Genomic DNA, 21,027 nt, shown 5'->3' with positions numbered 1-21,027 from the left:
CGAACGGAGAGCCGACATGCCGCTGCTCGACCCCACGACCTGGCAGTCCCGCCCCCTCTCGGGCGATGAGCACACCGTCACCGAACCCGCCACCGGCGAGAGCCTCGGCAGCGTCACCCTCGCCGCCGCCGAGGACGTCGCGAGTGCCGCGCGGACCGCGCGCGCCGCACAGACCGAATGGGCCAGGACCCCGCACTTCGTCCGTGCCGCCGTGCTGCGCCGGGCGGGCGACCTCTTCGCCGCGCACGCCGACGAACTGCGCGACTGGATCGTGCGGGAGTCCGGCTCCATCCCGGGCAAGGCGGACTTCGAGCTGCACGTCGCCGCCCAGGAGTGCTACGAGGCGGCCGCCCTCGCCTCCCGCCCCACGGGCCAGGTCCTGCCGTCGGAGGCCCCGCGGCTGTCGTACACCCGTCGCGTCCCCGTGGGCGTCGTGGGCGTGATCGCGCCCTTCAACGCGCCGCTCATCCTCTCGATCCGCTCGGTCGCCCCGGCGCTCGCGCTCGGCAACGGCGTCGTCCTGAAGCCGGACCCGCGCACGGCCGTGTGCGGCGGCCTCGCGCTCGGAGCCGTCCTCGCCGAGGCGGGACTTCCCGACGGGCTGCTCCAGGTCCTGCCCGGCGGCGCCGAGGTCGGCCGCGCCCTGGTCACCGACCCGCTGATCCCGGTCATCTCCTTCACCGGCTCGACCGCCGCTGGACGCGCGGTCGGTGAGGCGGCCGGACGCCATCTCAAGCGCGCGCACCTGGAGTTGGGCGGGAACTCCGCCCTGGTCGTCCTGGAGGACGCCGACATCGAGGCGGTCATCTCGACGGCCGCCTGGGGCTCGTTCTTCCACCAGGGCCAGATCTGCATGACCACCGGCCGCCACCTGGTCCACGCCTCGCTGTACGAGGAGTACGTCGAACGGCTCGCCGCCAAGGCCGACTCGCTGGCCGTCGGCGACCCGCACCGCGAACAGGTCCACCTCGGACCCGTCATCGACGACGCCCAACTCGCCAAGATCCACGGGCTGGTGGAGTCCAGCACCGCCGGCGGCGCCAAGCTGGCCGCGGGCGGCACGCACGACCGGCTCTTCTACCGGCCCACCGTCCTCGCCGGAGTCGACGACACGACCCCGGCGTACGCGGAGGAGGTCTTCGGCCCGGTCGCGCCCGTCCGCTCCTTCGGCACCCTCGACGAGGCGGCCGCCCTGGCCTCGGCGGGACCGTACGGCCTCTCCCTGGGGATCGTCACCCGGGACACCGCCCGCGGCCTCGACCTCGCCGAACGCATCCCGACCGGGATCGCGCACATCAACGACCAGACCGTCAACGACGAGGCCGTCGCACCCTTCGGTGGTACCGCCGCCTCCGGCACCGGCGCCCGCTTCGGCGGCGAGGCCAACCTGGACGCCTTCACCGACCTGCGGTGGACGACGGTACGGGGCGACGTGGCCGGATACCCCTTCTGACGTGACCGGCTGCCCCTGCCAGGGGGAACCGGCGGCTTCCGGCTTCCAGTGGGGAACCGGCGGCGCGGCGGGCCGAGGGGCTACTCGGCGTTCTCGGCGCTGCCGGTGCCCTGCTCCTTGGCCGCCGCCTGCTGGGCCGCGACCGACTTGCGGACCTCGTCCATGTCCAGCTTCCGGGCCTGCCCGATGACGTCCTCCAGGGCGGCCGCGGGCAGCGCCCCGGGCTGGGCGAAGATCGCGACCTGGTCGCGGACGATCATCAGGGTCGGGATCGACTGGATCTCGAAGGCCGCGGCCAGCTCCGGCTGCGCCTCCGTGTCGACCTTGGCGAAGACCAGGTCCGGGTTGGCCTCGGCGGCCTTCTCGTAGACCGGGGCGAACTGACGGCACGGCCCGCACCACTCCGCCCAGAAGTCGATCAGGACGAACTCGTTGTCCGTGACCGTCTGGTCGAAGTTCTCCTTGGTGAGCTCAACGGTGCTGCTCATTCCACTTCCCTCTTCCTCGTGTCCGGGTCATGCCGCTCAGCACAACGCCACCCACCGGGGGCCTATTCCGGGCCCCTACCCGTGTGGCCACGGCGCACGCCAGCAACCAGACTGGCCCCATGACGGAAACGGAATCCATCGCCTACGACGTCGTGGTGCTCGGTGCCGGACCCGTGGGGGAGAACGTCGCCGACCGCGCCCGCGCCGCCGGCCTCTCCACCGCGGTCGTGGAGAGCGAACTGGTCGGCGGCGAGTGCTCGTACTGGGCCTGCATGCCCAGCAAGGCCCTCCTCCGCCCGGCCATCGCCCGCGCCGACGCCCGCCGTGTACCCGGCCTGTCCGCCGCCGTACAAGGCCCCCTCGACGCCTCCGCGGTGCTCGCCCACCGCGACTGGTTCACCTCGGACTGGAAGGACGACGGACAACTCGCCTGGCTCGACGGCATCGGTGCCGACTTCCACCGCGGACACGGCCGGCTCGCCGGACCGCGCACCGTCGCGGTCGACGGGCCCGACGGCGAACGGCGCCTGCTGACCGCCCGGCACGCGGTCGCGGTCTGCACCGGCACCCGCGCCCTGCTCCCCGACCTGCCGGGCATCGCCCAGGTCAAGCCGTGGACGAGCCGTGACGCCACGAGCGCGCACGCCGTACCCGGACGACTGATCGTGGTGGGCGGCGGTGTCGTGGCCGCCGAGATGGCCACGGCCTGGCAGGCGCTCGGCTCCCGGGTCACCCTCCTGGTCCGCGGCAAGGGCCTGCTGCCCCGCATGGAGCCCTTCGCCGGCGAACTGGTCGCGGAGGCCCTGACCGAGGCGGGCGCGGACGTCCGCACCGGCGTCTCGGTGACCGCCGTCTCACGCGAGAACTCGGCCGTGGTCGCCCTCACGGACACCGGGGAACGCTTCGAGGCCGACGAGATCCTGTTCGCGACCGGCCGCGCGCCGCGCACCGACGACCTCGGCCTGGAGACGGTCGGCCTGGAGCCGGGCAAGTGGATCGAGGTCGACGACAGCCTCCGGGCCGTCGGCAGCGACTGGCTGTACGCGGTCGGCGACGTCAACCACCGTGCCCTGCTCACCCACCAGGGCAAATACCAGGCCCGTATCGCGGGTGCCGCCATCGCCGCCCGTGCCGCGGGCGTGCCGATCCTGGAGACCGACCCGTGGGGGGCGCACTCCGCCACCGCCGACCACGCGTCCGTCCCGCAGTGCGTGTTCACCGACCCGGAGGCGGCGGCCGTGGGCCTCTCCCTCGCGGAGGCGGAGCAGGCCGGTCACCGGGTCCGGGCCGTGGACGTCGACATGGCCTCGGTGGCCGGTGCCGGGCTGTACGCGGACGGCTACCGGGGCAAGGCCCGCATGGTCGTCGACCTCGACCGCGAGATCATCCTCGGTCTCACCCTGGTCGGTCCCGGCGTCGGCGAACTCATCCACTCCGCGACCATCGCCGTCGTCGGCCAGGTCCCGGTCGACCGCCTGTGGCACGCCGTCCCGTCCTACCCGACGGTCAGCGAGGTCTGGCTGAGGCTGCTGGAGGCGTACCGGGACGCGTGACCTGGATGCGCGACCGGGCCGCGCCCGGCGTGCCCGTCCGGGAGTCGGACGGGCACGCCGGGCACGCCGGGCACCCGGATGCCCGGCGGCGTGGATGCCCGGACGCCTGACGTGCCGGGCCCGGTCCCCGGTGGCCGGTGGCCGGTGTCCCGCGTCAGGACAGGGACACCAGTTCCCGGTACTCGTCGCTCCACAGGTCCTCGTCCGCGTCCGGGAGCAGCAGCACCCGGTCCGGGCGCAGGGCGTCGACGGCCCCCTCGTCGTGGGTGACCATGACGAGCGCGCCCGGATACGTGGACACCGCGGCCAGGACCTCGGCGCGCGAGGCGGGGTCCAGGTTGTTGGTGGGCTCGTCCAGGAGCAGCACGTTCGCGCCCGAGTGGACCAGCCCCGCCAGGGCCAGCCGGGTCTTCTCGCCCCCGGAGAGGACACCGACCCGTTTGCCGGCGTCGTCGCCCGTGAACAGGAAGGAGCCGAGTACCCGCCGTACCTCCCCGTCGTCCAGGTGCGGCGCCGCGGCGGCGAGGTGGTCGCTGACCGTCCCGGCGGGGTCGAGCGTGTCGTGTTCCTGCGCGAAGTAGCCCACGCGCAGCCCGTGCCCGCGCACCACCCGCCCGCCGTCCGGATCGTCGTGACCGGCGAGCAGCCGCAGCAGCGTCGTCTTGCCCGAGCCGTTCGGGCCGAGGATCACCAGGCGGCTGCCCCGGTCGACGGCGAGATCGACGCCGCCCAGGACGCGCAGATCGCCGTACGACTTGGCCAGCGCGACCGCGCCGAGCGGCACGCGTCCGCACGGTGCCGGTTCGGGCAGCCGGATCCGGGCCACCTTCTCCGTCTGCCGGACCGGTTCGAGGCCGGAGAGCAGGCGGTCGGCACGGCGGTCCATGTTCCTGGCGGCCACGGCCGTCGACACATGGGCGCGCATCTTGTCGGCCTGCGCGTGCAGCGCCGCCGCCTTGCGCTCGGCGTTGGCGCGCTCGCGGGCCCGCCGTCGCTCGTCGGCGTCGCGCTGGGTGAGGTAGGCCGCCCAGCCGGTGTTGTGGACGTCGAGCGTGGCGCGGTGCGGGTCCAGGTGGAAGACGCGGTTGACCACGTCGGCCAGCAGGGAGGTGTCGTGGCTGATGAGGACGAGTCCGGTCCGACGGTTTGCCAGGAACCCGCGCAGCCAGTGGACCGAGTCGGCGTCCAGGTGGTTCGTCGGCTCGTCGAGGAGCAGGGTGCCTTCGTCGGCGAACAGGATGCGGGCGAGTTCTACGCGCCGCCGCTGTCCGCCGGACAGGGTGCCGATCGGCTGGTCCATCACCCGGGTGGGCAGACCGAGACCCGCGGCGACCCGGGCCGCCTCGGCCTCGGCCGCGTATCCGCCGCGTGCCTGGAACTCGGCCTCGGCACGCGCGTAGGCGTTCATGGCCCGTTCGGATCCGTCGGCCATCGCGGCCTCGGCTGCCCGCAGGGCCCGTACGGCACGGTCGAGACCGCGGGCCGACAGGATCCGCGCGGTGACCGTGACCGCGGGGTCCGCGGCGGCCGGGTCCTGTGCGAGGTGACCGACGGGTCCGGTACGGGAGACGGAGCCGGCGGCGGGCCGCGTCAGCCCCGCGAGGGTGCCGAGGAGGGTGGTCTTGCCGGCGCCGTTACGGCCGACCAGGCCGATGCGGTCACCGGGGGAGACGGTGAAGGAGATGTCGGACAGCAGCAGGCGCGCACCGGCGCGCACGTCGACACCGCGAACGGTGATCATGGGAAAACGCTCCAGAAGTCAATCGGCTCGAGGACACACGTGTGGCGTGGAAGCGGGTCCTGGAGCTAAGAGACGCGGGGCGTAGACATACCCGCAGGCTAACGAAACCGGCGCTGGAGCGCCTGCGAATTTCCGCCGGGGCCGGGGGAGCGGCCCGGGCGGCACCAGATGAGGGGTTCGTACGGCACCGGGTGTGGCCCGGCGCGGGGCCGAGGCGGGCGGGTCACGGCACCTTGGCGAGTGCGCGTGCGGCGAGGGCGTGCCTGGCCCGGGCGGACGGAAGGTGGGCGGGCCCTGAGACGGCCCCTGGGCGAGCGGGCTTCGGCTCATGGCGTGGGGCTCGTACGGCACCCGGTGCGGCCCGGCGCGGGATCGAGGCGAGCGCACCCCGACTTCTGGCGAGGACCCGGTACGGGCGTAAGTGCCCCGGCGCGACTGCCCGGCGCCGCACCGGGCGGGTGGCCCGGCAAGCGGTCGGCGAGGAGCCTCGGGATCAGTCCGGCAGGGTGAAGCCCAGGGTCTCGGCCGCGTGTTCCGGGGTCGGCTGGGACCAGAGTTCCGCCGCGGCCTGGTTCGAGGACAGCGAGCGCAGCTCCGCGCGGTCGAGGTAGAGCATGCCGTCCAGGTGGTCCGTCTCGTGCTGGACGATCCGCGCGGGCCAGCCGCCGAACACCTCGTCGACCGCTTTCCCGTGTTCGTCGAGCGCCCTCAGCCGCACCTCGGCGTGCCGGGCCACCACGGCCTGCCAGCCCGGAACGCTCAGACAGCCCTCGAAGAACGCCGCCCGCCCGGGGCCGATCCCCTCGTACGCGGGATTGACCAGTACCCGGAACGGCTGCGGCACCCGTCCGCGGGCGAGGCGCACCTCGTCGGAGACCGGCGCGGGGTCCTCGATGACCGCGATCCGCAGCGGCACGCCGACCTGCGGTGCGGCGAGGCCGACGCCCGGCGCCGCGTGCATCGTGGCACGCAGGGCGGCCACGAACCGGGTGAGGAGCCCCGGGTCGAGCTGCCCGTCGAACGGCTCCGTGCCCCGGCGCAGCACGGGGTCACCGGCCGCGACGATCGGCAACGGGCCCTCGTGGCCGAGAAGTTCCTCGACCAGGTCGCTCAGGGGGATGCGCGGGGCGCTGCGGTCAGGTTCGGATGCCATCGCGCCAGGATGCCAAGCCGGGACGGGGCGATCGAGGCGGCACGGGGGAGTGCCGCGACTTTCCTCGTGTGGCTCGGGACACACGACGGTCGGTCCGGTGCCCCGCCGCCCGTCTGTCCGCCCACGCGACGCACGGAAGGCCGGTCACCGAGGTGACCGGCCTTCCGTGAGAGCCCCGGGACCCGTAACGAGACCCGCAACGAGACCCGGATCAGGCCCCGTCGAACTCGCCCCCGAGCGCGGACGCGATCCGCAGGTGCGACGCGGCCTCGTCGGGCCGACCGAGCCGTTCGAGCGTGCGTCCCAGCATCAGCCGGGCGTAGTGCTCGACCGGGTCGAGCTCCACGAGCGTGCGCAACTCGGCCTCGGCGCGGCGCAGTTGGGCCGAGTGATAGTAGGAGCGCGCCAGCAGCAGCCGGGGTCCCGTCTGCTCCGGCACCTCCTCGACCAGCCCGTCCAGCACACGTGCCGCCGCGGAGTAGTCCTTGGCCTCGAAGAACATCCGCGCCCGCTCCCAGCGTTCCGCGGCCGTCCCGTGGTCGTAGTACGTCGTGTCCACCACCGACCTCCTTCGACGGGCCACAACCGGGCCGGTTGGTTGAATATTCCACGACCTGATTCACGGCCCGGTCCACGACCCGATTCCCGGCCCGGTCCGCGCCCTGGTCCGCGGGCCCGCGCGTAGGCCCGTGGACGAGCCCGGGCGCGGCGGCGCCGGCGCCCCGGACCGCTACGCGCCGGCGAGTTCCGCCTCGGCCCGCTCCGTGACGAGGGCCAGTACGCGACCGGCGGCGGCCAGGTCCTCGGCCGGGATCCCGGCGTACACCCGGGCCGCGATCGCGTCGCCCGCGGCGCGGATCGACGCGAACAGCTCCCGGCCGCCGTCCGTCAGGGACACCTGCCCGGGCGCCGGTTCCGCCAGGAGCCCGCGTGCCGTCAGTTCCTCGACGGTCCGCCGGGCCGCCGACTCCTCGATCTTCAGGGCGCCGGAGAGGCGGCCCGTGACCCGCGCCGCCTCGGCGGTGCCGCCGTTGTCGGACACGGCCCGCAGGGCCACCGACTGCTCGAACGTGGTGCCGCTGCGAGCCAGCACCCGCTCCAGGGCGGCGCGGCTCGCGTAGTGGGCGAGGCCGATGACCTGGCCGTTGACAGGGGGAACAGAGGTGGTCATGACTACTCCTCGGGTGAATCCTCTTCGTAAGGGGGTGACGCCTCGCCGGGCCGCTTCCCGGCCGCGGTGTGTGCGTCGAGCGGTACGTCGAGCAGGACGGCCAGTTCGTCGCTGAACGCCCGTGTGCGTTCGCCGCCGAGGCCGCCCAGTGGTTCGAGAAGCCGCTCCAGAAGGCCCTGGACCACGGAGATGGCGCGGCGGGTGACCTCGCGCCCGTCCTCGGTGAGCGTCAGCCGCACCGCCCGGGGGTCCGCCGGATCCCTGGTGCGGTCGAGCAGGCCGGCCGTCTCCAGGGAACGGGCCAGCTTCGACACGTAGAGCGGTTCGAGCCCGGTGTGGTCGGCGAGTTGACGCTGACTGGGGTGCCGTCCGTCCCGGTGCATGCCGTACAGGGACGCCACCAGCGAATACTGCGCGTGCGTCAGGCCCAGCGGGCCCACCGCCCGGTCCACCGCGACGCGCCATTTCATCGACAGGCGCCAGACGAGGAATCCGGGCGTCGCGTTCTCGGAAACCGGCTTCGCTGTACTCATGAAAGAAACAGTACATGGCTACTATGTCCATGGCTACTATTTTTCGGGAGGTCCACCGCGCCGGTTCTGGGCCATGTGCCCCTCAATGGGCGGATAGATGGACTGACGAGAAGCCTCCGGCGGGGCTAGGTTGGGCGCCATGAGCAATCTTGATCGGGAGCCGGTACCCGCCCCCTGCGGCGGCCGCGGGTTCGTGGTGGCCGAGCCGGTGCGTGAACTCCTCAGCCCCCGCCGGGTCAAGCTCGGCGAGTCGACCGAGGTCCGCCGTCTGCTGCCCAACCTGGGCCGGCGCATGGTCGGTGCGTGGTGCTTCGTCGATCACTACGGTCCCGACGACATCGCCGACGAACCCGGCATGCAGGTCCCGCCGCACCCGCACATGGGCCTGCAGACCGTGAGCTGGCTGCACGAGGGCGAGGTGCTGCACCGCGACTCGACGGGCAGCCTCCAGACGATCCGCCCGCGCGAACTCGGCCTGATGACCTCGGGCCGCGCCATCAGCCACTCCGAGGAGAGCCCCCGCGCGCACTCCCGTCTGCTGCATGGCGCACAGCTCTGGGTCGCGCTGCCGGACAGTCACCGGCACACCGACCCGCACTTCGAACACCACGCCGAGCTGCCCGTCGTCACCGCCCCCGGCCTGCGGGCCACGCTCCTGCTGGGCACGCTCGACGGCGCGGCCTCGCCCGGCACGACGTACACGCCCATCGTCGGCGCCGACCTGGCCCTGACGAGCGGCGCGGAGGTGCGCCTGCCCCTGGAGCCCGACTTCGAGTACGCCGTCCTCGTCATGTCCGGCGAGGCCCATGTCGACGGCGTGCCGGTGCTCCCGGGCTCCATGCTCTACCTCGGCTGTGGCCGCACCGAACTCCCGCTGCGCGCCACGTCGGACGCGGGCCTCATGCTGCTCGGCGGTGAACCGTTCGACGAGGAACTGATCATGTGGTGGAACTTCATCGGCCGCACCCAGGAGGAGATCGAACAGGCCCGGGACGACTGGGCCAAGGGTGCGCGCTTCGGTGAGGTGAGGGGGTACGACGGCGCGCCGCTGTCGGCGCCGGAACTGCCCCCGCTTCCGCTGAAGCCGCGCGGAAGGGTGCGCTGACCGGAGCGCCGGCGGGGCGATCGCGCCGGCGGCGAGCGCGCTGGTGAGACCACCCCGGTGGAGCGTGCCCGGCAAGAAGCTCGGCAGGGCGGGAAGGTCGGCAGGGGGGAAGTCCGGCAGGGCGGGAAGGTCGGCCGACGTGTGACATCCTCGCCCGCCGGTCGGCCGATGTGCCGCGACCTCGCCCGCCGGGAACTCCCCGCCGACGGACCAGACCGGCCGCGGACAGCTCCCCAGGGCGTCTACACGGTCCGGCTCGATCCGCGGGTCCGGTCCGAGGTCGTACGAACCGGCCTGGCCCGCTGTACGAGAGACGTGGCGGCCTTCTCCCACTCAGGGTGCTCGAAAGTGAACCCGGCCGCGCGCAGCCGCCCCGGCACGACGCGACGGCTCTTGAGCAGCAGCTCCGTGTCCGAGCGCAGTGCGAACGCCCCCAACTCGGCCATCCAGCGCGTCGCCGGCAGGCCCAGGGGGACGCCCCAGGCCGTACGCAGCGCCCGCATGAAGGCGCGGTGCGGGAGCGGCTCGGGCGAGGCGAGGTTCACCGGCCCGTCGAGGTCGTCCCGGGCGATCAGGAACTCCACCGCCCGCACGAAGTCCTCGTCGTGGATCCAGGAGACGTACTGCGCGCCGCCGGCGACCGGACCGCCCAGCCCGAGGCGCGCCAGCCGCGACAGCACGTCGAACACGCCGCCCCGATCCGGACTCATGACCATCGCCGAGCGCAGCGCCACCTTGCGGGTCGCCGGAGTCGGCGCCTCGGCCTGCGCCCGCTCCCAGTTCCTCGCGATCTCGACGCTGTACGCCCAGTAGTCCGGCACCCCGGCCTCCGTGCCGCCGATCACCCCGGTCGCCTCGTCGTTCGCCGTGTCGAAGCTGTGGGCGTAGACCGTCGCCGTGCTCATCTGCAGCCAGACGCGCGGTGGCCGCGCGGCGGCGGCGATGGCCTCGCCGACCACCCGCGCCGAATCCACCCGGGAGTCCATCATGGCTCGCAGGTTCTCGGTGGTGTAGCGGCAGGAGACGCTGCGTCCGGCCAGGTTGATCACGGCATCGCAGCCGTCGATCGCCGCGGCCCAGGGGCCGAGCGTGGCCCCGTCCCATCCGACGTCGTGCGCCCGCGCGGGATGCCGGGTCACCACCGTGACCTCGTGGCCGGCCGCCGTCAGCGCGCGGTCGAGAATCGTGCCCACCTGTCCGGTTCCCCCGGGCAGCACTACCTTCATCGGACCCCCTCAACTTCCCTCGGCGTCAGCGTAGTCCCTCGTTTTGAACATGTTCAACTCGGGATTCCGGTGCATGTCGGCGCGAGGCGGCCGGCTCGGGTGGCGGGCCCCGTTCGATTTATTCGGCCCAGGCGCGCTCCAACTGGGTGTGGAAGGTGGCGGGCCGGCGCCCGATCAGCTCGGCCAGCGTCGGGTCGACAGCGGTGAACTCGCCATTCCGCGCCGCCGCGAAGATGCTCAGCATCAGGTCCGCGATCGGGGCCGGGGCGCCGTGCGCAAGGACCTGCTCGCGGAAGGTGTCGTCGGGGACGACGGTGCGGGTGAAGGGCCGTCCGGTGGCTCGCGTCGCGATCTCCGCGACGTCCCCGAAGTCGAGCGCCGCCGAGGCGGTGAGCGGCGGAGTGGCCCCTTCGAAGCGGGCGTCACCGAGGAGGATCGCGGCCGTGGCCTCGGCGAGGTCGTCGTGGCCGGTCCAGGTCACGGGGCCGTCGGCGGGGAGGGCGATGTCGCCGGTGTGACGGGCGGACTCCAGGAACTGCAAGGCGCTGGAGGCGTAGAAGCCGTTGCGCAGCGCGGTCCAGGGCAGGCCCGTGGCGCGCAGCATGTCCTCGGTCCGGGCGTGGTCGCGGCACGCCTGGAAGCGGGAGTCGTGGGCGGCGCCCATCTGGCTGGTGTAGAGGATGCGGCCGGCGCCGGCCTTCACGGCGGCGTCGATGGCGGCGCGGTGGCCGGTGACGCACTCCTCGCCCGTGCGGTCGAGGGAGACGAGGAGCAGGTGCTCGGCCCCCTCGAAGGCGTGCGCGAGCGAGGCGGGGTCGTCGAAGCTGCCCTGCCGGACGCGGACGCCGCGGTCGGCGAGGTCCCCGGCCTTGCGGGGGTCGCGGACGCTGACGCCGACGCGGTCGGCGGGGACGCGTTCCAGGAGGTGCTCGACGGTGCGGCGGCCGAGCTTTCCGGTGGCTCCGGTCACGATGATCATGGCGTTCTCCCGGCGATGGTTTCAGTGGAATCACTTCAACGATAACACCGCTACTTCCAGTGGAATCAAATTCTCGATATCATCGGTACATGGTCAGAAGCGACTCCCCCGACACCCCCGACACCCCTCGTCACCGCATCGTCGAGGCGGCCGTAGAGCTGCTGGAGAAGGGGGGCCCCGACGCGATGAGTACCCGAGCGGTCGCCGCCGCCGCCGGGATGCAGCCGCCGGCGATCTACCGCCTGTTCGGCGACAAGGAGGGGCTGCTGGAGGCGGTCGCCGAGCACGGCTACGGGCAGTTCCTGGAGAGCAAGCGCGCGCGGCTCGACCTCGACCCCGAGGACCCGGTGGAGGAGCTGCGCAGCGGCTGGGACCTGGTCGTGGAGTTCGGGGTCTCGCGCCCCGAGCTGTTCGCGGTGATGAACAGAGCCACCGGTCGGGGCGTGGACACGGCGCACCGTGCGGGCCTGGAGATCCTCTACGGCCGGGTGCGGCGACTGGCGGCCGGGGGATGGCTGCGGGTCGACGAGGAACTGGCCGCCCAGATCATCCAGGCCACCGGGCAGGGCGCGGTCACCACCTGGCACTCCACTCCCGCGGAACGCCGCACGCCAGAGCTGCTGACCGTCCTCCGCGAGGCCATGGTCGCCGCCGTCACCCGTGCCGAACCGACGGTGCCCGCCACCGAGACCGGCCCTGCCGCCGCGGCCCGCGCGTTGCGCGCGGCTCTCCCCGACGACGCCGATGTCCTGAGCGACGCCGAGCAGCGGCTGCTGCGCGAGTGGCTCACCCGCCTGGCGTCGGACGGTGGCACCTCGCGCGCCTGATCGCGGTCGGCGCGAGAGTCGTACCGTCGAGGCATGGACCCACGACGAACCGAGAGGGGTGCGATCACGTGAGCCGAATCCTGGTGACCGGCTCGGCGGACGGGCTGGGGCGGGCCGCGTCGGACGCGCTGCTGTCCGCCGGCCACGACGTCGTGGTGCACGCCCGTGACGAGCGGCGCGCGGCAGCCGTGCAGGACCTGGTCGGCCGCGGGGCGGGCCTGGTCGTGGGTGATTTCACGGATCGTGACGCGGTGCGGCGCGTCGCCGCCGAACTCGACGCCGCCGCACCGCTCGACGCCGTGATCCACAACGCCGGCGTGTGGAGCGGGCCCGCCGTCATGCCGGTCAACATCATCGCCCCGTACCTGCTCACGGCCCTGCTGCGCGGGCCGCGCCGGCTCGTGTACCTGAGCAGCGGCTCGCACTACCAGGGATTCCCCTCCACCGACGGGATCGACTGGCGGGGCGACGGGCCCGGCTCGTACGCCGACAGCAAGCTGTTCGTGACGGCGCTCGCCGCCGCTGTGGCCCGACTGCGCCCCGAAGGGCCGAGCAACGCCGTGGACCCGGGCTGGGTGCCCACCAGGATGGGTGGCCCCGGGGCTCCCGACGATCTCGAACTCGGGCACCGGACACAGGTGTGGCTGGCCACGAGCGACGATCCGCAGGCCCTGACCAGTGGCGGCTACTGGTACCACCGGCAGCGGCAGGAGGCGCATCCTGCCGTGCACGACCAGGCCTTCCAGGACCGCCTGTTGCGCACGCTGGGTGAGGAGACCGGTACCGCCCTCGCCTGACCGGGGGCGGGGGAACGGGACCTGCCGCCTTCCCCGGCTCGGGGCGGACCGAGGAAGGCGGCGCGCGGTCCTGTGCGTCCGTCGGGTCAGACGGTCGGGACCGCGCCCACGGAGTCGTTCCGGACGTCGCGCCGGGACAGGGCGAGGTAGGCGACGAAGCCGACGATGGCGACGGTCCAGGAAGCGGTGACCGGGCCGAGGCCGAGGCCGAGACCTCCGCGCGCGTGGCCGAGCGCCATCCAGTCGGCGACCGACGCCCCGAGCGGGCGGGTGATGACGTACGCGGTCCAGAAGGCGGCGACCGCGTTCAGGGAGCCCCAGCGGTGGGCGACGGCCGGGACCGCGATGGCGACGGCGTACAGGACGGCCGAGCCCAGGTAGCCGAGGCCGACCGTGGCGGACAGGTCCCCGGCCGCCGTGCCGAGCGCGAAGGTGGCGAGCACGGTCGCCCAGTAGAAGACCTCGCGGCGGCGGGTGCGGATGCTGTGGATCGAGAGGGTGCGCTCGCTCGCGTACCAGAGGGCGAACACGGCGCCGAGCACGACCAGGAACAGCGGCGTCGAGATCGCGTAGGGAACGCCGAGACCGACGTGGAGCACGTCCGCGGCCATCGTGCCGAACACGCTGACCATGACGATCGCGGTCCAGTAGATCCAGGCGACGTAGCGCCGGACGGCGAACTGGAGCGCCAGCGAGGCCGCGAGAGCCAGTCCGCCGAGCCCCACGGCGGGTACGGGCCCGAGCCGCTGGGCCAGGAGGTCGGAGGCGGTCTCACCCATGCCGGTGGTCAGCACCTTGATCACCCAGAAGTACAACGTGACTTCCGGGACCTTGCTCGCCAGGACGGCGGCGGGCGGGACGGCTGGGGAGGGACGGGTGAGATGGAGGTGCTCGGTGCTCATGGGCGGCACCATGACACGCCCGGACCCTCGCGCCACAGAGGGCTTTGCCATGGCTTGGACGCTTCTGGAGCAGGACTTGCCAGGAGCCGCGACGAGCCTGAACACAACCTGAACGGCCCAGCGGAACGCCTGGTCAGCGCCATGATCCCGGTGATACGAAGGGAGGTCGCGCGGGGTTCGCCGCCCCGCCGCGCGAAGCGTCGTTCACGCTCCCCCGACCAGGACGACCTCCAGCGTGCGGGGACCGTGCACGCCCTCCACCCGGTCCAGCTCGATGTCGCTGGTGGCGGACGGGCCGGAGATCCAGGTCAACGGGCGTGCGGGGTCGAGTCGTTCCATCGCCTGGGGGACCGAGGCCACCACCTGGCCGGGGACCAGGACGACACAGATGTGGTGGTCCGGGATCAGGGTGATCCGGCGTCGGCCCTGGTCCGGGCCGCCGTCGAGGACGATCGTCCCGGTCTCGGCGACGGCGAGGGCGCAACCGGTCACCACGCTCTCCACCTCGTCGAGCTCACGGGGCGTGCTCACGGCACGGTCCTCGACCCGGGCGGGTTGCGCCGCCGACATCCACGCGGGCGGCAGCCCGGGCGGCACGAGCACGTGCCGGGACCCGCGTTCGGCGAGCAACCGCGCTACGACGTACGGCAGTTCGTCCTCGGTGGCGCGGTGCACGATCGCCCGGTAGTCCGCCAGGTTCTCCGCGAGCAGGTCCACCGTCTCCGCGACACTCCGAGCGCCGTGTTCCCGCAGATAGCTCCGGCCGACCGCTTGCTCGTAGCGGGCTTCCGGCCCCGGCCGTCCGGGCCCGGGCGGGGTGTCGTCCCGGGGCACGTCCGCGAGGGCCCGCCGCACCCGTCCGAGGACAAGATCCCTGCTGTTCACTTCGTCATGTCCTTTCCACCCCGGGTGCGTTGCCACCACGCGCGAAACGATTCCGCCGGAACCGTGGGGAGTTCACGGGTCCCGCTCCACGCCCGGCCGGGGCCCGGCAGGGTCCGCGGATGGAAGCGGCGGGTCCCGGACGCCAGGCGCTGCCCGGCGCGCAGGGCTCCGGGACTGCTGAACGCCCAGCGCGCCGCGCGCATCGCCGCCCGCTCGGCGGCGTGTCCCCCGGCCGGCTTCAGGACGACCGTGTTGCCCTCCCGGGTCGCCCGCCCGCCCTGGGCGATCCGCTCCCGCAGATGGACGAGCACCTCGGGGATGTCGATCGCGACCGGACAGACCTCGTAACAGGCGCCGCACAACGAGGAGGCGTACGGCAGGGAGGCGTCGATCTCGCTCGCGGTGCCCCGGAGCTGGGGGCTGAGGATCGCGCCGATCGGGCCCGGGTAGACCGAACCGTAGGCGTGGCCGCCCGCCCGCTCGTACACCGGGCAGACGTTGAGGCACGCCGAGCAGCGGATGCAGCGCAGCGCCTGGCGCCCGACCTCGTCGGCGAGCGTGTCGGTGCGGCCGTTGTCCAGCAGGACCAGATGGAACGTCCGGGGACCGTCCCCGTCCGTGGTGCCCGTCCACATCGAGGTGTACGGGTTCATGCGCTCGGCCGTCGAGGAGCGCGGCAGGGTCTGGAGGAACACCTCCAGGTCCCGCCACGTCGGCACGGTCTTTTCGATGCCGACGACCGAGATCAGGGTCTCGGGGAGCGTCAGGCACATCCGCCCGTTGCCCTCGGACTCGACGACCACGAGGGTGCCGGTCTCGGCGACCATGAAGTTGGCGCCGGAGATGCCGACCTTGGCGCGCAGGAACTTCTCGCGCAGATGCAGGCGTGCCGCCTCGGCCAGTTCCGCGGGCGTGTCGGTGAGCCCCTCGGGCGCCGGCCGGCCCCAGGCGCCCATCTCGCGGGCGAAGATGTCACGGATCTCGCCGCGGTTGCGGTGGATGGCCGGGACGAGGATGTGCGAGGGCCGGTCCTTGCCCAACTGCACGATGAGTTCGGCGAGATCGGTCTCGTACGCGTGGATGCCCGCGGCCTCCAGCGCCTCGTTGAGCCCGATCTCCTGCGTGGCCATCGACTTGACCTTGACGACCTCGCTCTCGCCGGTCGCCTTCACCAGGTCCGTGACGATCCGGTTGGCCTCCTCGGCGTCGGCGGCCCAGTGCACCACGCCGCCCGCGGCGGTCACCGACTCCTCCAACCGCACCAGGTAGTGGTCGAGATGACGGAGCGTCTGGTCCTTGATCCGCTTGCCCGCCTCGCGCAGCTCGGCCCAGTCGGAGACCTCGGCGACGGCCTTGGCGCGCTTGGCGCGGATGGTGTGGGTGGCGTGGCGCAGATTGCCGCGCAGGGTCGCGTTGCCGACCGCCTCGCGCGCGGCCTCCGGGAAGGCCGGCATGCCGACGAACGTTCCGCTCATGCCCGCGACTCCTCTGCCGTGCTCGCCAGGATCTCCGCGATGTGCACCGGCCGCATCCCCGTCCTGAGGCGGCCCATCGTGCCGCCGATGTGCATCAGACACGAGTTGTCCGCGGCGCACAGCACCTCGGCGCCCGTCGACTCGGCGTTGCGCACCTTGTCGGCGCCCATCGCGGCGGAGACGTCGGCGTTCTTGAGGGCGAAGGTGCCGCCGAAGCCGCAGCACTCCTCGGCGCCGGGCAGTTCCCGCAGTTCCAGCCCCCTCACGGCCCGGAGCAGCCGGAGTGGCCGGTCGCCGAGTCCCAGGCCGCGCAGCCCGTGGCAGGTGGGGTGATACGTCACGGTGTGCGGATAGTACGCGCCGACGTCCGTGACACCGAGGACGTCCACCAGGAACTCGGTGAGTTCGTACGTCTTCGGCACGACCGGCGCCAGCGTCCTGGCCAGCGTGTCGCCGCGGCCCTCCGCGCGGGCCCGTTCACCCATCCGCGGATACAGCTCCCGCACCATCGCCCCGCACGATCCGGACGGCGTCACGACGGCGTCGTACTCCCCGAACACCTCGGCGAAACGCCGGGCCAGCGGCTCGGCCTCATGGCGGTAGCCGGTGTTGTAGTGGGCCTGACCGCAACAGGTCTGCCCCATCGGGAAGTCGACGTCGACCCCCAGTCTGGACAGCAGGTTCACCACCGCGCGGCCCGTGTCCGGATACAGCGTGTCGTTGACACAGGTCAGGAACAGGGCGACACGCATCGCGGCTCCTCGGGGTCGGTCATGGACGGGTGCAGGGTACGCGGCGGGCACGCCGGGAAGGCGGCGCGCGCCCGCCGTCCGGGCGGCGCGTTCCATCGAACGCCCCACGGTGTGCGGCGCTTCACGGCGCGCCGAGCCTCGTCTCGGCCGCGCGCCACGCCGCCGTGTCGCCCCGCGGCTCGTAGCGCCGCAGCGGCTGGGTGCGCGCCACCAGGTCGCGCATCTCGGCGCGGTCTCCGACCAGCCCGTGCGCCCGCGCCTGGACGAGGACGTTGCCGAGCGCGGCCGCCTCCGCCGGGCCCGCCACGACGGGCAGCCCGCAGGCGTCGGCGGTGAGCCGGCACAGCAGCTCGTTGCGGGCGCCGCCGCCGACGATGTGCACGACGTCGACCGGATGTCCGGTCAGGGACCGCGCCTGCTCGATCGCCCGGCGGTGTGCGAGCGCGAGGGAGTCGAGGATGCAGCGGGTGATCTCGGCGCGGGTGCCCGGCACCGGCTGGCCCGAGGCCCGGCAGGCGTCCGCGATCCGCGACGGCATCCGGCCCGGGGCGAGGAACGCCGTGTCGCCCGCGTCCACGACGGACCGCAGCGGCGCCACCTCCGCTGCGGCCGCCAGGAGTTCACCCAGGTCGGGGCCGCCCCACTCCCGTACGCACTCCTGGAGCAGCCACAGCCCCATGATGTTGCGGAGATGGCGGACCGTGCCGTCCAGGCCCAGTTCGTTGGTGAAGTTGGCGGCCCGGCTCGCCTCGGTGAGCACGGGCGCGTCCAGTTCGAGCCCCACCAGGGACCAGGTGCCGGTGCAGATGTATGCGAAGCGTTCCCCGGTAGCGGGGACCGCGGCCACCGCCGAGGCCGTGTCGTGCGAACCGACCGTCGTCACCGGCACCGGGCCCCTCGCCCCGGTCTCCTCCAGCACGCGCGGCAGCAGCGTTCCGGCCGGGTCGCCGGGACGGCGCAGCGGCGGGAACAGCCGCAGGTCGATCCCGAGCCGCTCCGCGAGGCCGTACGACCAGTCGCGTGTCCTCGGATCGATCAACTGCGTGGTGGAGGCGTTGGTGAGCTCGGTGCCCATCTCACCCGTGAGCCAGTACGCGAGCAGGTCCGGGACGAGCAACAGATGCCGGGCCGAGTCGAGTTGGGCGGAGGAGCGGGCCGCCGTGAGCTGGTACAGGGTGTTGAAGGGCGCGTACTGCAGCCCGGTCGCCGCGTAGAGTTCGGCGGCCGGCACGCTCGCCCACACCTTCTCCGCGACACCCTCGGTGCGCGCGTCGCGGTAGTGCACCGGGTTGCCCAGGAGGGCTCCGTCGGCGTCCAGCAGACCGTAGTCCACCGCCCAGCCGTCGATGCCGACGGAGTCCACCTGCCCGGCCGCGCGCAGTCCGTCGAGGACACCCGCGTACAGCCCGAGGACGTCCCAGCGCAGCCCCTCCGGGACGCGTACCGGCCGGTTCGGGAAGCGGTGCGCCTCGGTCAGGTCGAGCATGCCCGGCCCGACGCGGCCGACCATGACGCGTCCGCTGGACGCGCCGAGGTCGACGGCGGCGAAGCTCTTGCGGTCCGTCATCGCAGGAAGGCGGCTGCGACGCCGGCGTCGACCGGGATGTGCAGCCCCGTGGTGTGCGTCAGGTCCCCGCCCGTCAGGGCGAACACGGCGGCCGCGACATGCTCCGGGAGCACCTCCCGCTTGAGGATGGTCCGTTGGGCGTAGAACTCGCCGAGCTTCTCCTCCTCGATGCCGTACGTCGCCGCCCGCTGCGCGCCCCAGCCGCCGGCGAAGATGCCGGACCCGCGCACGACACCGTCCGGGTTGACACCGTTGACCCGGATCCCGTGTGCCCCCAACTCAGCCGCCAGCAGCCGCACTTGGTGGGCCTGGTCGGCCTTGGTCGCGGAGTAGGCGATGTTGTTCGGGCCCGCGAAGACGGCGTTCTTGGAGGCGATGTAGACGACGTCGCCGCCCAGCTTCTGCGCGATCATGACCCGGGCCGCCTCGCGCGAGACGAGGAAGGAGCCGCGCGCCATGATGTCGTGCTGGAGGTCCCAGTCCTTCGCGGTGGTCTCCAGGAGCGGCTTGGAGACGGAGATGCCCGCGTTGTTGACCACCAGGTCGACACCGCCGAAGGCGAGCACCGCGCTCTTGAAGGCCTCGGCGATCTGCTCCTCGGAGGTGACGTCCACGGCCACGGCCACGGCCTTGTCGGGGCCGCCGAGTTCGGCGGCGACCCGCTCGGCGCTGGGGGCGTCGAGGTCGGCGACCACCACGCACGCGCCCTCGGCCACCAGCCGTTCGGCGATCGCCCGGCCGATCCCGCTGCCCGCGCCCGTCACCAGGGCGACCCGGGTCGCGAGCGGCTTGGGCTTCGGCATCCGCCGGAGCTTCGCCTCCTCCAGGGCCCAGTACTCGATGCGGAACTTCTCCGACTCCTCGATCGGCGCGTACGTCGAGACGGCCTCGGCCCCGCGCATCACGTTGATCGCGTTGACGTAGAACTCGCCCGCCACCCGGGCCGTCTGCTTGTCCTTGCCGAAGGAGAACATGCCGACTCCGGGGACCAGCACGATCGCCGGGTCCGCTCCCCGCATCGCGGGGGAGTCGGGCAGCGCGTGCCGCTCGTAGTAGGCGGCGTACTCCCGGCGGTACTCGGCGTGCAGCTCCGCGAGCCGCGCGACCGCCTCGTCGAGGGAGGCGGCCGGCGGGAGGTCGAGGACGAGCGGCCTGACCTTGGTGCGCAGGAAGTGGTCCGGGCACGAGGTCCCGAGAGCCGCGAGGCGCCCGTGCTCGGTGCGGGCGAGGAAGTCGAGCACCTCGTCGGAGTCGGTGAAGTGGCCGACCTGCGGGCGGTCCTGGGAGGCGACGGCCCGGATGTGCGGGGCGAGCGCGGCGGCCCGCTCACGGCGTTCCGGCGCGGCGAGCGCCTCGTACCCCTGGACGACGGGTCCGAACGGCTCCGCCTTCCCCCGGCCGGCCAGGAAGTCCTCGGCGGTGCGGATGATGTACAGCGAGTTGCGCTCGCACTCCTCGGCGGTGGCGCCCCACGCGGTGATGCCGTGGCCGCCCAGGACGCAGCCGACGGCCTCCGGGTTGGCCTCCTTGACCGCCGCGATGTCCAGCCCGAGCTGGAATCCGGGCCGCCGCCAGGGGACCCACACCACGCGGTCGCCGAAGCACTCGCTGGTTAGCTTCTCCCCGTCGGCCGCGCAGGCCAGCGCGATCCCCGAGTCGGGGTGCAGATGGTCGACGTGCGCCGCGTCGACGAGCCCGTGCATCGCCGTGTCGATGGACGGAGCGGCGCCGCCCTTGCCGTGCAGGCAGTAGTCGAACGCGGCGACCATCTCGTCCTCGCGCTCGACGCCCGGGTACACCGAGGTCATCGCGCGCAGCCGGTCGAGCCGCAGCACCGCGAGCCCGTCCTCGGTGAGGGTGCCGAGGTCCCCGCCGGACCCCTTCACCCACATCAGTTCCACGTCACCGCCGGTCACGGGGTCGGTGTCGGTGCCCTTCGCGGAGGTGTTGCCGCCCGCGTAGTTGGTGTTACGGGGATCGCCGCCCAGCCGACGCGACCGCGCCAGCAAAGCCTCGGCTTCCGGATGGGGTGCCATGTTCCAGGTCCTTTGAGAGAGGTGGAGGGGGAGCGCCCCGTCAGGGACGCGGGCGAGCGTGGAGGAGTGGGGAGGAGGAGCGCCTCGTCAGGGGCGCGGGCCCGCATGGAAGAGAGGCGAGAAGGAGCGCCCGTCAGGGGCGCGGGGAACTGCGCGACGAGCCACGACGCATGGCGCATCCCGCGGACTACGGTGTGGGGCAGACGCGACACGGGCTCGCTCGGACGAGAGGGAAGAGGAGCGCCCGTCAGGGGCGCGGGGAACTGCGCGACGAGCCACGACGCATCGCGCATCCCGCGGACTACGGTGTGGGGCAGACGCGACACGGGCTCGCTCGGACGAGAGGGAAGAGGAGCGCCCGTCAGGGGCGCGGGGAACTGCGCG

Annotated in this window: 19 protein-coding genes; 5 read left to right on the top strand and 14 right to left on the bottom strand. The window is 73.1% G+C overall.

Annotation, left to right across the window (positions count from 1 at the left end; all coding sequences use genetic code 11):
- The first annotated feature begins 16 nt into the window (after positions 1-16).
- Positions 17-1,453 (top strand): aldehyde dehydrogenase family protein, encoded by a 1,437-nt coding sequence (locus ACZ4TO_RS03690; protein WP_468023314.1) that lies wholly within the window; start codon positions 17-19, stop codon positions 1,451-1,453.
- 80 nt (positions 1,454-1,533) lie between these two features.
- On the opposite strand, the gene trxA is transcribed toward ACZ4TO_RS03690, so the two are convergent.
- Positions 1,534-1,941 carry a thioredoxin gene (gene trxA / locus ACZ4TO_RS03685; protein ID WP_468023313.1) on the bottom strand — a complete coding sequence of 136 codons (408 nt, stop codon included), beginning with the start codon at positions 1,939-1,941 and terminating at the stop codon, positions 1,534-1,536.
- Between the two features lie 119 nt (positions 1,942-2,060).
- Here trxA and ACZ4TO_RS03680 point away from each other — a divergent pair, with 119 nt between their 5' ends.
- Positions 2,061-3,494: a dihydrolipoyl dehydrogenase family protein gene (locus tag ACZ4TO_RS03680; protein WP_382779400.1), complete on the top strand. Its 1,434-nt coding sequence runs from the start codon at positions 2,061-2,063 to the stop codon at positions 3,492-3,494.
- Positions 3,495-3,648: 154 nt separating this feature from the next.
- Here ACZ4TO_RS03680 and ACZ4TO_RS03675 read toward each other — a convergent pair whose 3' ends face one another.
- The 5 genes from ACZ4TO_RS03675 to ACZ4TO_RS03655 all read right to left on the bottom strand — a co-directional run bounded on the left by ACZ4TO_RS03675 (position 3,649) and on the right by ACZ4TO_RS03655 (position 8,092).
- Entirely contained in the window at positions 3,649-5,235 is a 1,587-nt protein-coding gene (locus ACZ4TO_RS03675; RefSeq protein WP_468023312.1) for an ABC-F family ATP-binding cassette domain-containing protein, read from the bottom strand.
- 493 nt (positions 5,236-5,728) lie between these two features.
- On the bottom strand, positions 5,729-6,388 hold the full coding sequence (locus ACZ4TO_RS03670) for a peptide deformylase (RefSeq protein WP_468023311.1): 660 nt from the start codon (positions 6,386-6,388) through the stop codon (positions 5,729-5,731).
- A gap of 211 nt (positions 6,389-6,599) precedes the next feature.
- Complete coding sequence (locus ACZ4TO_RS03665) at positions 6,600-6,947, bottom strand: tetratricopeptide repeat protein (protein ID WP_382780798.1); 348 nt, start codon at positions 6,945-6,947, stop codon at positions 6,600-6,602.
- Positions 6,948-7,118: 171 nt separating this feature from the next.
- Positions 7,119-7,559 carry a MarR family winged helix-turn-helix transcriptional regulator gene (locus ACZ4TO_RS03660; protein ID WP_468023310.1) on the bottom strand — a complete coding sequence of 147 codons (441 nt, stop codon included), beginning with the start codon at positions 7,557-7,559 and terminating at the stop codon, positions 7,119-7,121.
- A gap of 2 nt (positions 7,560-7,561) precedes the next feature.
- Entirely contained in the window at positions 7,562-8,092 is a 531-nt protein-coding gene (locus tag ACZ4TO_RS03655) for a MarR family winged helix-turn-helix transcriptional regulator (protein ID WP_382779412.1), read from the bottom strand.
- Between the two features lie 139 nt (positions 8,093-8,231).
- Here ACZ4TO_RS03655 and ACZ4TO_RS03650 point away from each other — a divergent pair, with 139 nt between their 5' ends.
- Positions 8,232-9,197, top strand: a complete 966-nt coding sequence (locus tag ACZ4TO_RS03650) for a pirin family protein (RefSeq protein WP_468023309.1) — start codon at positions 8,232-8,234, stop codon at positions 9,195-9,197.
- A gap of 242 nt (positions 9,198-9,439) precedes the next feature.
- Here ACZ4TO_RS03650 and ACZ4TO_RS03645 read toward each other — a convergent pair whose 3' ends face one another.
- Both ACZ4TO_RS03645 and ACZ4TO_RS03640 read right to left on the bottom strand, forming a co-directional pair.
- A complete protein-coding gene (locus ACZ4TO_RS03645; protein ID WP_468023308.1) occupies positions 9,440-10,423 on the bottom strand; it encodes a TIGR01777 family oxidoreductase in 984 nt (327 codons plus the stop codon).
- A gap of 118 nt (positions 10,424-10,541) precedes the next feature.
- Positions 10,542-11,402, bottom strand: a complete 861-nt coding sequence (locus ACZ4TO_RS03640) for an SDR family oxidoreductase (RefSeq protein WP_468023307.1) — start codon at positions 11,400-11,402, stop codon at positions 10,542-10,544.
- 89 nt (positions 11,403-11,491) lie between these two features.
- Between ACZ4TO_RS03640 and ACZ4TO_RS03635 the strand changes: the two genes are divergently transcribed.
- Together ACZ4TO_RS03635 and ACZ4TO_RS03630 are read left to right on the top strand one after the other, a co-directional pair.
- A complete protein-coding gene (locus ACZ4TO_RS03635; RefSeq protein WP_468023306.1) occupies positions 11,492-12,229 on the top strand; it encodes a TetR/AcrR family transcriptional regulator in 738 nt (245 codons plus the stop codon).
- A 68-nt stretch (positions 12,230-12,297) separates the two neighbouring features.
- A complete protein-coding gene (locus tag ACZ4TO_RS03630; RefSeq protein ID WP_468023305.1) occupies positions 12,298-13,026 on the top strand; it encodes an SDR family NAD(P)-dependent oxidoreductase in 729 nt (242 codons plus the stop codon).
- 86 nt (positions 13,027-13,112) lie between these two features.
- Here ACZ4TO_RS03630 and ACZ4TO_RS03625 read toward each other — a convergent pair whose 3' ends face one another.
- The 6 genes from ACZ4TO_RS03625 to ACZ4TO_RS03600 form a co-directional block, all read right to left on the bottom strand.
- Entirely contained in the window at positions 13,113-13,928 is an 816-nt protein-coding gene (locus tag ACZ4TO_RS03625) for a COG4705 family protein (protein WP_382779428.1), read from the bottom strand.
- A gap of 204 nt (positions 13,929-14,132) precedes the next feature.
- Positions 14,133-14,813, bottom strand: a complete 681-nt coding sequence (locus ACZ4TO_RS03620) for a LutC/YkgG family protein (protein ID WP_468023304.1) — start codon at positions 14,811-14,813, stop codon at positions 14,133-14,135.
- A complete protein-coding gene (locus ACZ4TO_RS03615) occupies positions 14,810-16,288 on the bottom strand; it encodes a LutB/LldF family L-lactate oxidation iron-sulfur protein (RefSeq protein ID WP_468023303.1) in 1,479 nt (492 codons plus the stop codon). The genes ACZ4TO_RS03620 and ACZ4TO_RS03615 overlap by 4 nt, the downstream gene beginning before the upstream one ends.
- Positions 16,285-17,040, bottom strand: a complete 756-nt coding sequence (locus tag ACZ4TO_RS03610) for a (Fe-S)-binding protein (protein ID WP_382779437.1) — start codon at positions 17,038-17,040, stop codon at positions 16,285-16,287. Before ACZ4TO_RS03610 ends, ACZ4TO_RS03615 begins: the two co-directional genes overlap by 4 nt.
- 121 nt (positions 17,041-17,161) lie before the next feature.
- Complete coding sequence (locus ACZ4TO_RS03605; RefSeq protein WP_468023302.1) at positions 17,162-18,607, bottom strand: rhamnulokinase; 1,446 nt, start codon at positions 18,605-18,607, stop codon at positions 17,162-17,164.
- Positions 18,604-20,643: a bifunctional aldolase/short-chain dehydrogenase gene (locus tag ACZ4TO_RS03600; protein ID WP_468023301.1), complete on the bottom strand. Its 2,040-nt coding sequence runs from the start codon at positions 20,641-20,643 to the stop codon at positions 18,604-18,606. Before ACZ4TO_RS03600 ends, ACZ4TO_RS03605 begins: the two co-directional genes overlap by 4 nt.
- Between the last annotated feature and the right edge of the window lie 384 nt (positions 20,644-21,027).

This window comes from Streptomyces sp. NPDC028298, assembly GCF_055565895.1.
Note: the sequence above shows the minus strand (reverse complement) of the source record. Positions and strands in the feature narration are given on the sequence as shown.

Coding starts and splice junctions, on each gene's coding strand:
- ACZ4TO_RS03690 (WP_468023314.1), top strand. CDS start 17: ATGCCGCTGCTCGACCCCACGACCTGGCAGTCCCGCCCCCTCTCGGGC.
- trxA (WP_468023313.1), bottom strand. CDS start 1,941: ATGAGCAGCACCGTTGAGCTCACCAAGGAGAACTTCGACCAGACGGTC.
- ACZ4TO_RS03680 (WP_382779400.1), top strand. CDS start 2,061: ATGACGGAAACGGAATCCATCGCCTACGACGTCGTGGTGCTCGGTGCC.
- ACZ4TO_RS03675 (WP_468023312.1), bottom strand. CDS start 5,235: ATGATCACCGTTCGCGGTGTCGACGTGCGCGCCGGTGCGCGCCTGCTG.
- ACZ4TO_RS03670 (WP_468023311.1), bottom strand. CDS start 6,388: ATGGCATCCGAACCTGACCGCAGCGCCCCGCGCATCCCCCTGAGCGAC.
- ACZ4TO_RS03660 (WP_468023310.1), bottom strand. CDS start 7,559: ATGACCACCTCTGTTCCCCCTGTCAACGGCCAGGTCATCGGCCTCGCC.
- ACZ4TO_RS03655 (WP_382779412.1), bottom strand. CDS start 8,092: ATGAGTACAGCGAAGCCGGTTTCCGAGAACGCGACGCCCGGATTCCTC.
- ACZ4TO_RS03650 (WP_468023309.1), top strand. CDS start 8,232: ATGAGCAATCTTGATCGGGAGCCGGTACCCGCCCCCTGCGGCGGCCGC.
- ACZ4TO_RS03645 (WP_468023308.1), bottom strand. CDS start 10,423: ATGAAGGTAGTGCTGCCCGGGGGAACCGGACAGGTGGGCACGATTCTC.
- ACZ4TO_RS03640 (WP_468023307.1), bottom strand. CDS start 11,402: ATGATCATCGTGACCGGAGCCACCGGAAAGCTCGGCCGCCGCACCGTC.
- ACZ4TO_RS03635 (WP_468023306.1), top strand. CDS start 11,492: ATGGTCAGAAGCGACTCCCCCGACACCCCCGACACCCCTCGTCACCGC.
- ACZ4TO_RS03625 (WP_382779428.1), bottom strand. CDS start 13,928: ATGAGCACCGAGCACCTCCATCTCACCCGTCCCTCCCCAGCCGTCCCG.
- ACZ4TO_RS03615 (WP_468023303.1), bottom strand. CDS start 16,288: ATGAGCGGAACGTTCGTCGGCATGCCGGCCTTCCCGGAGGCCGCGCGC.
- ACZ4TO_RS03610 (WP_382779437.1), bottom strand. CDS start 17,040: ATGCGTGTCGCCCTGTTCCTGACCTGTGTCAACGACACGCTGTATCCG.
- ACZ4TO_RS03605 (WP_468023302.1), bottom strand. CDS start 18,607: ATGACGGACCGCAAGAGCTTCGCCGCCGTCGACCTCGGCGCGTCCAGC.
- ACZ4TO_RS03600 (WP_468023301.1), bottom strand. CDS start 20,643: ATGGCACCCCATCCGGAAGCCGAGGCTTTGCTGGCGCGGTCGCGTCGG.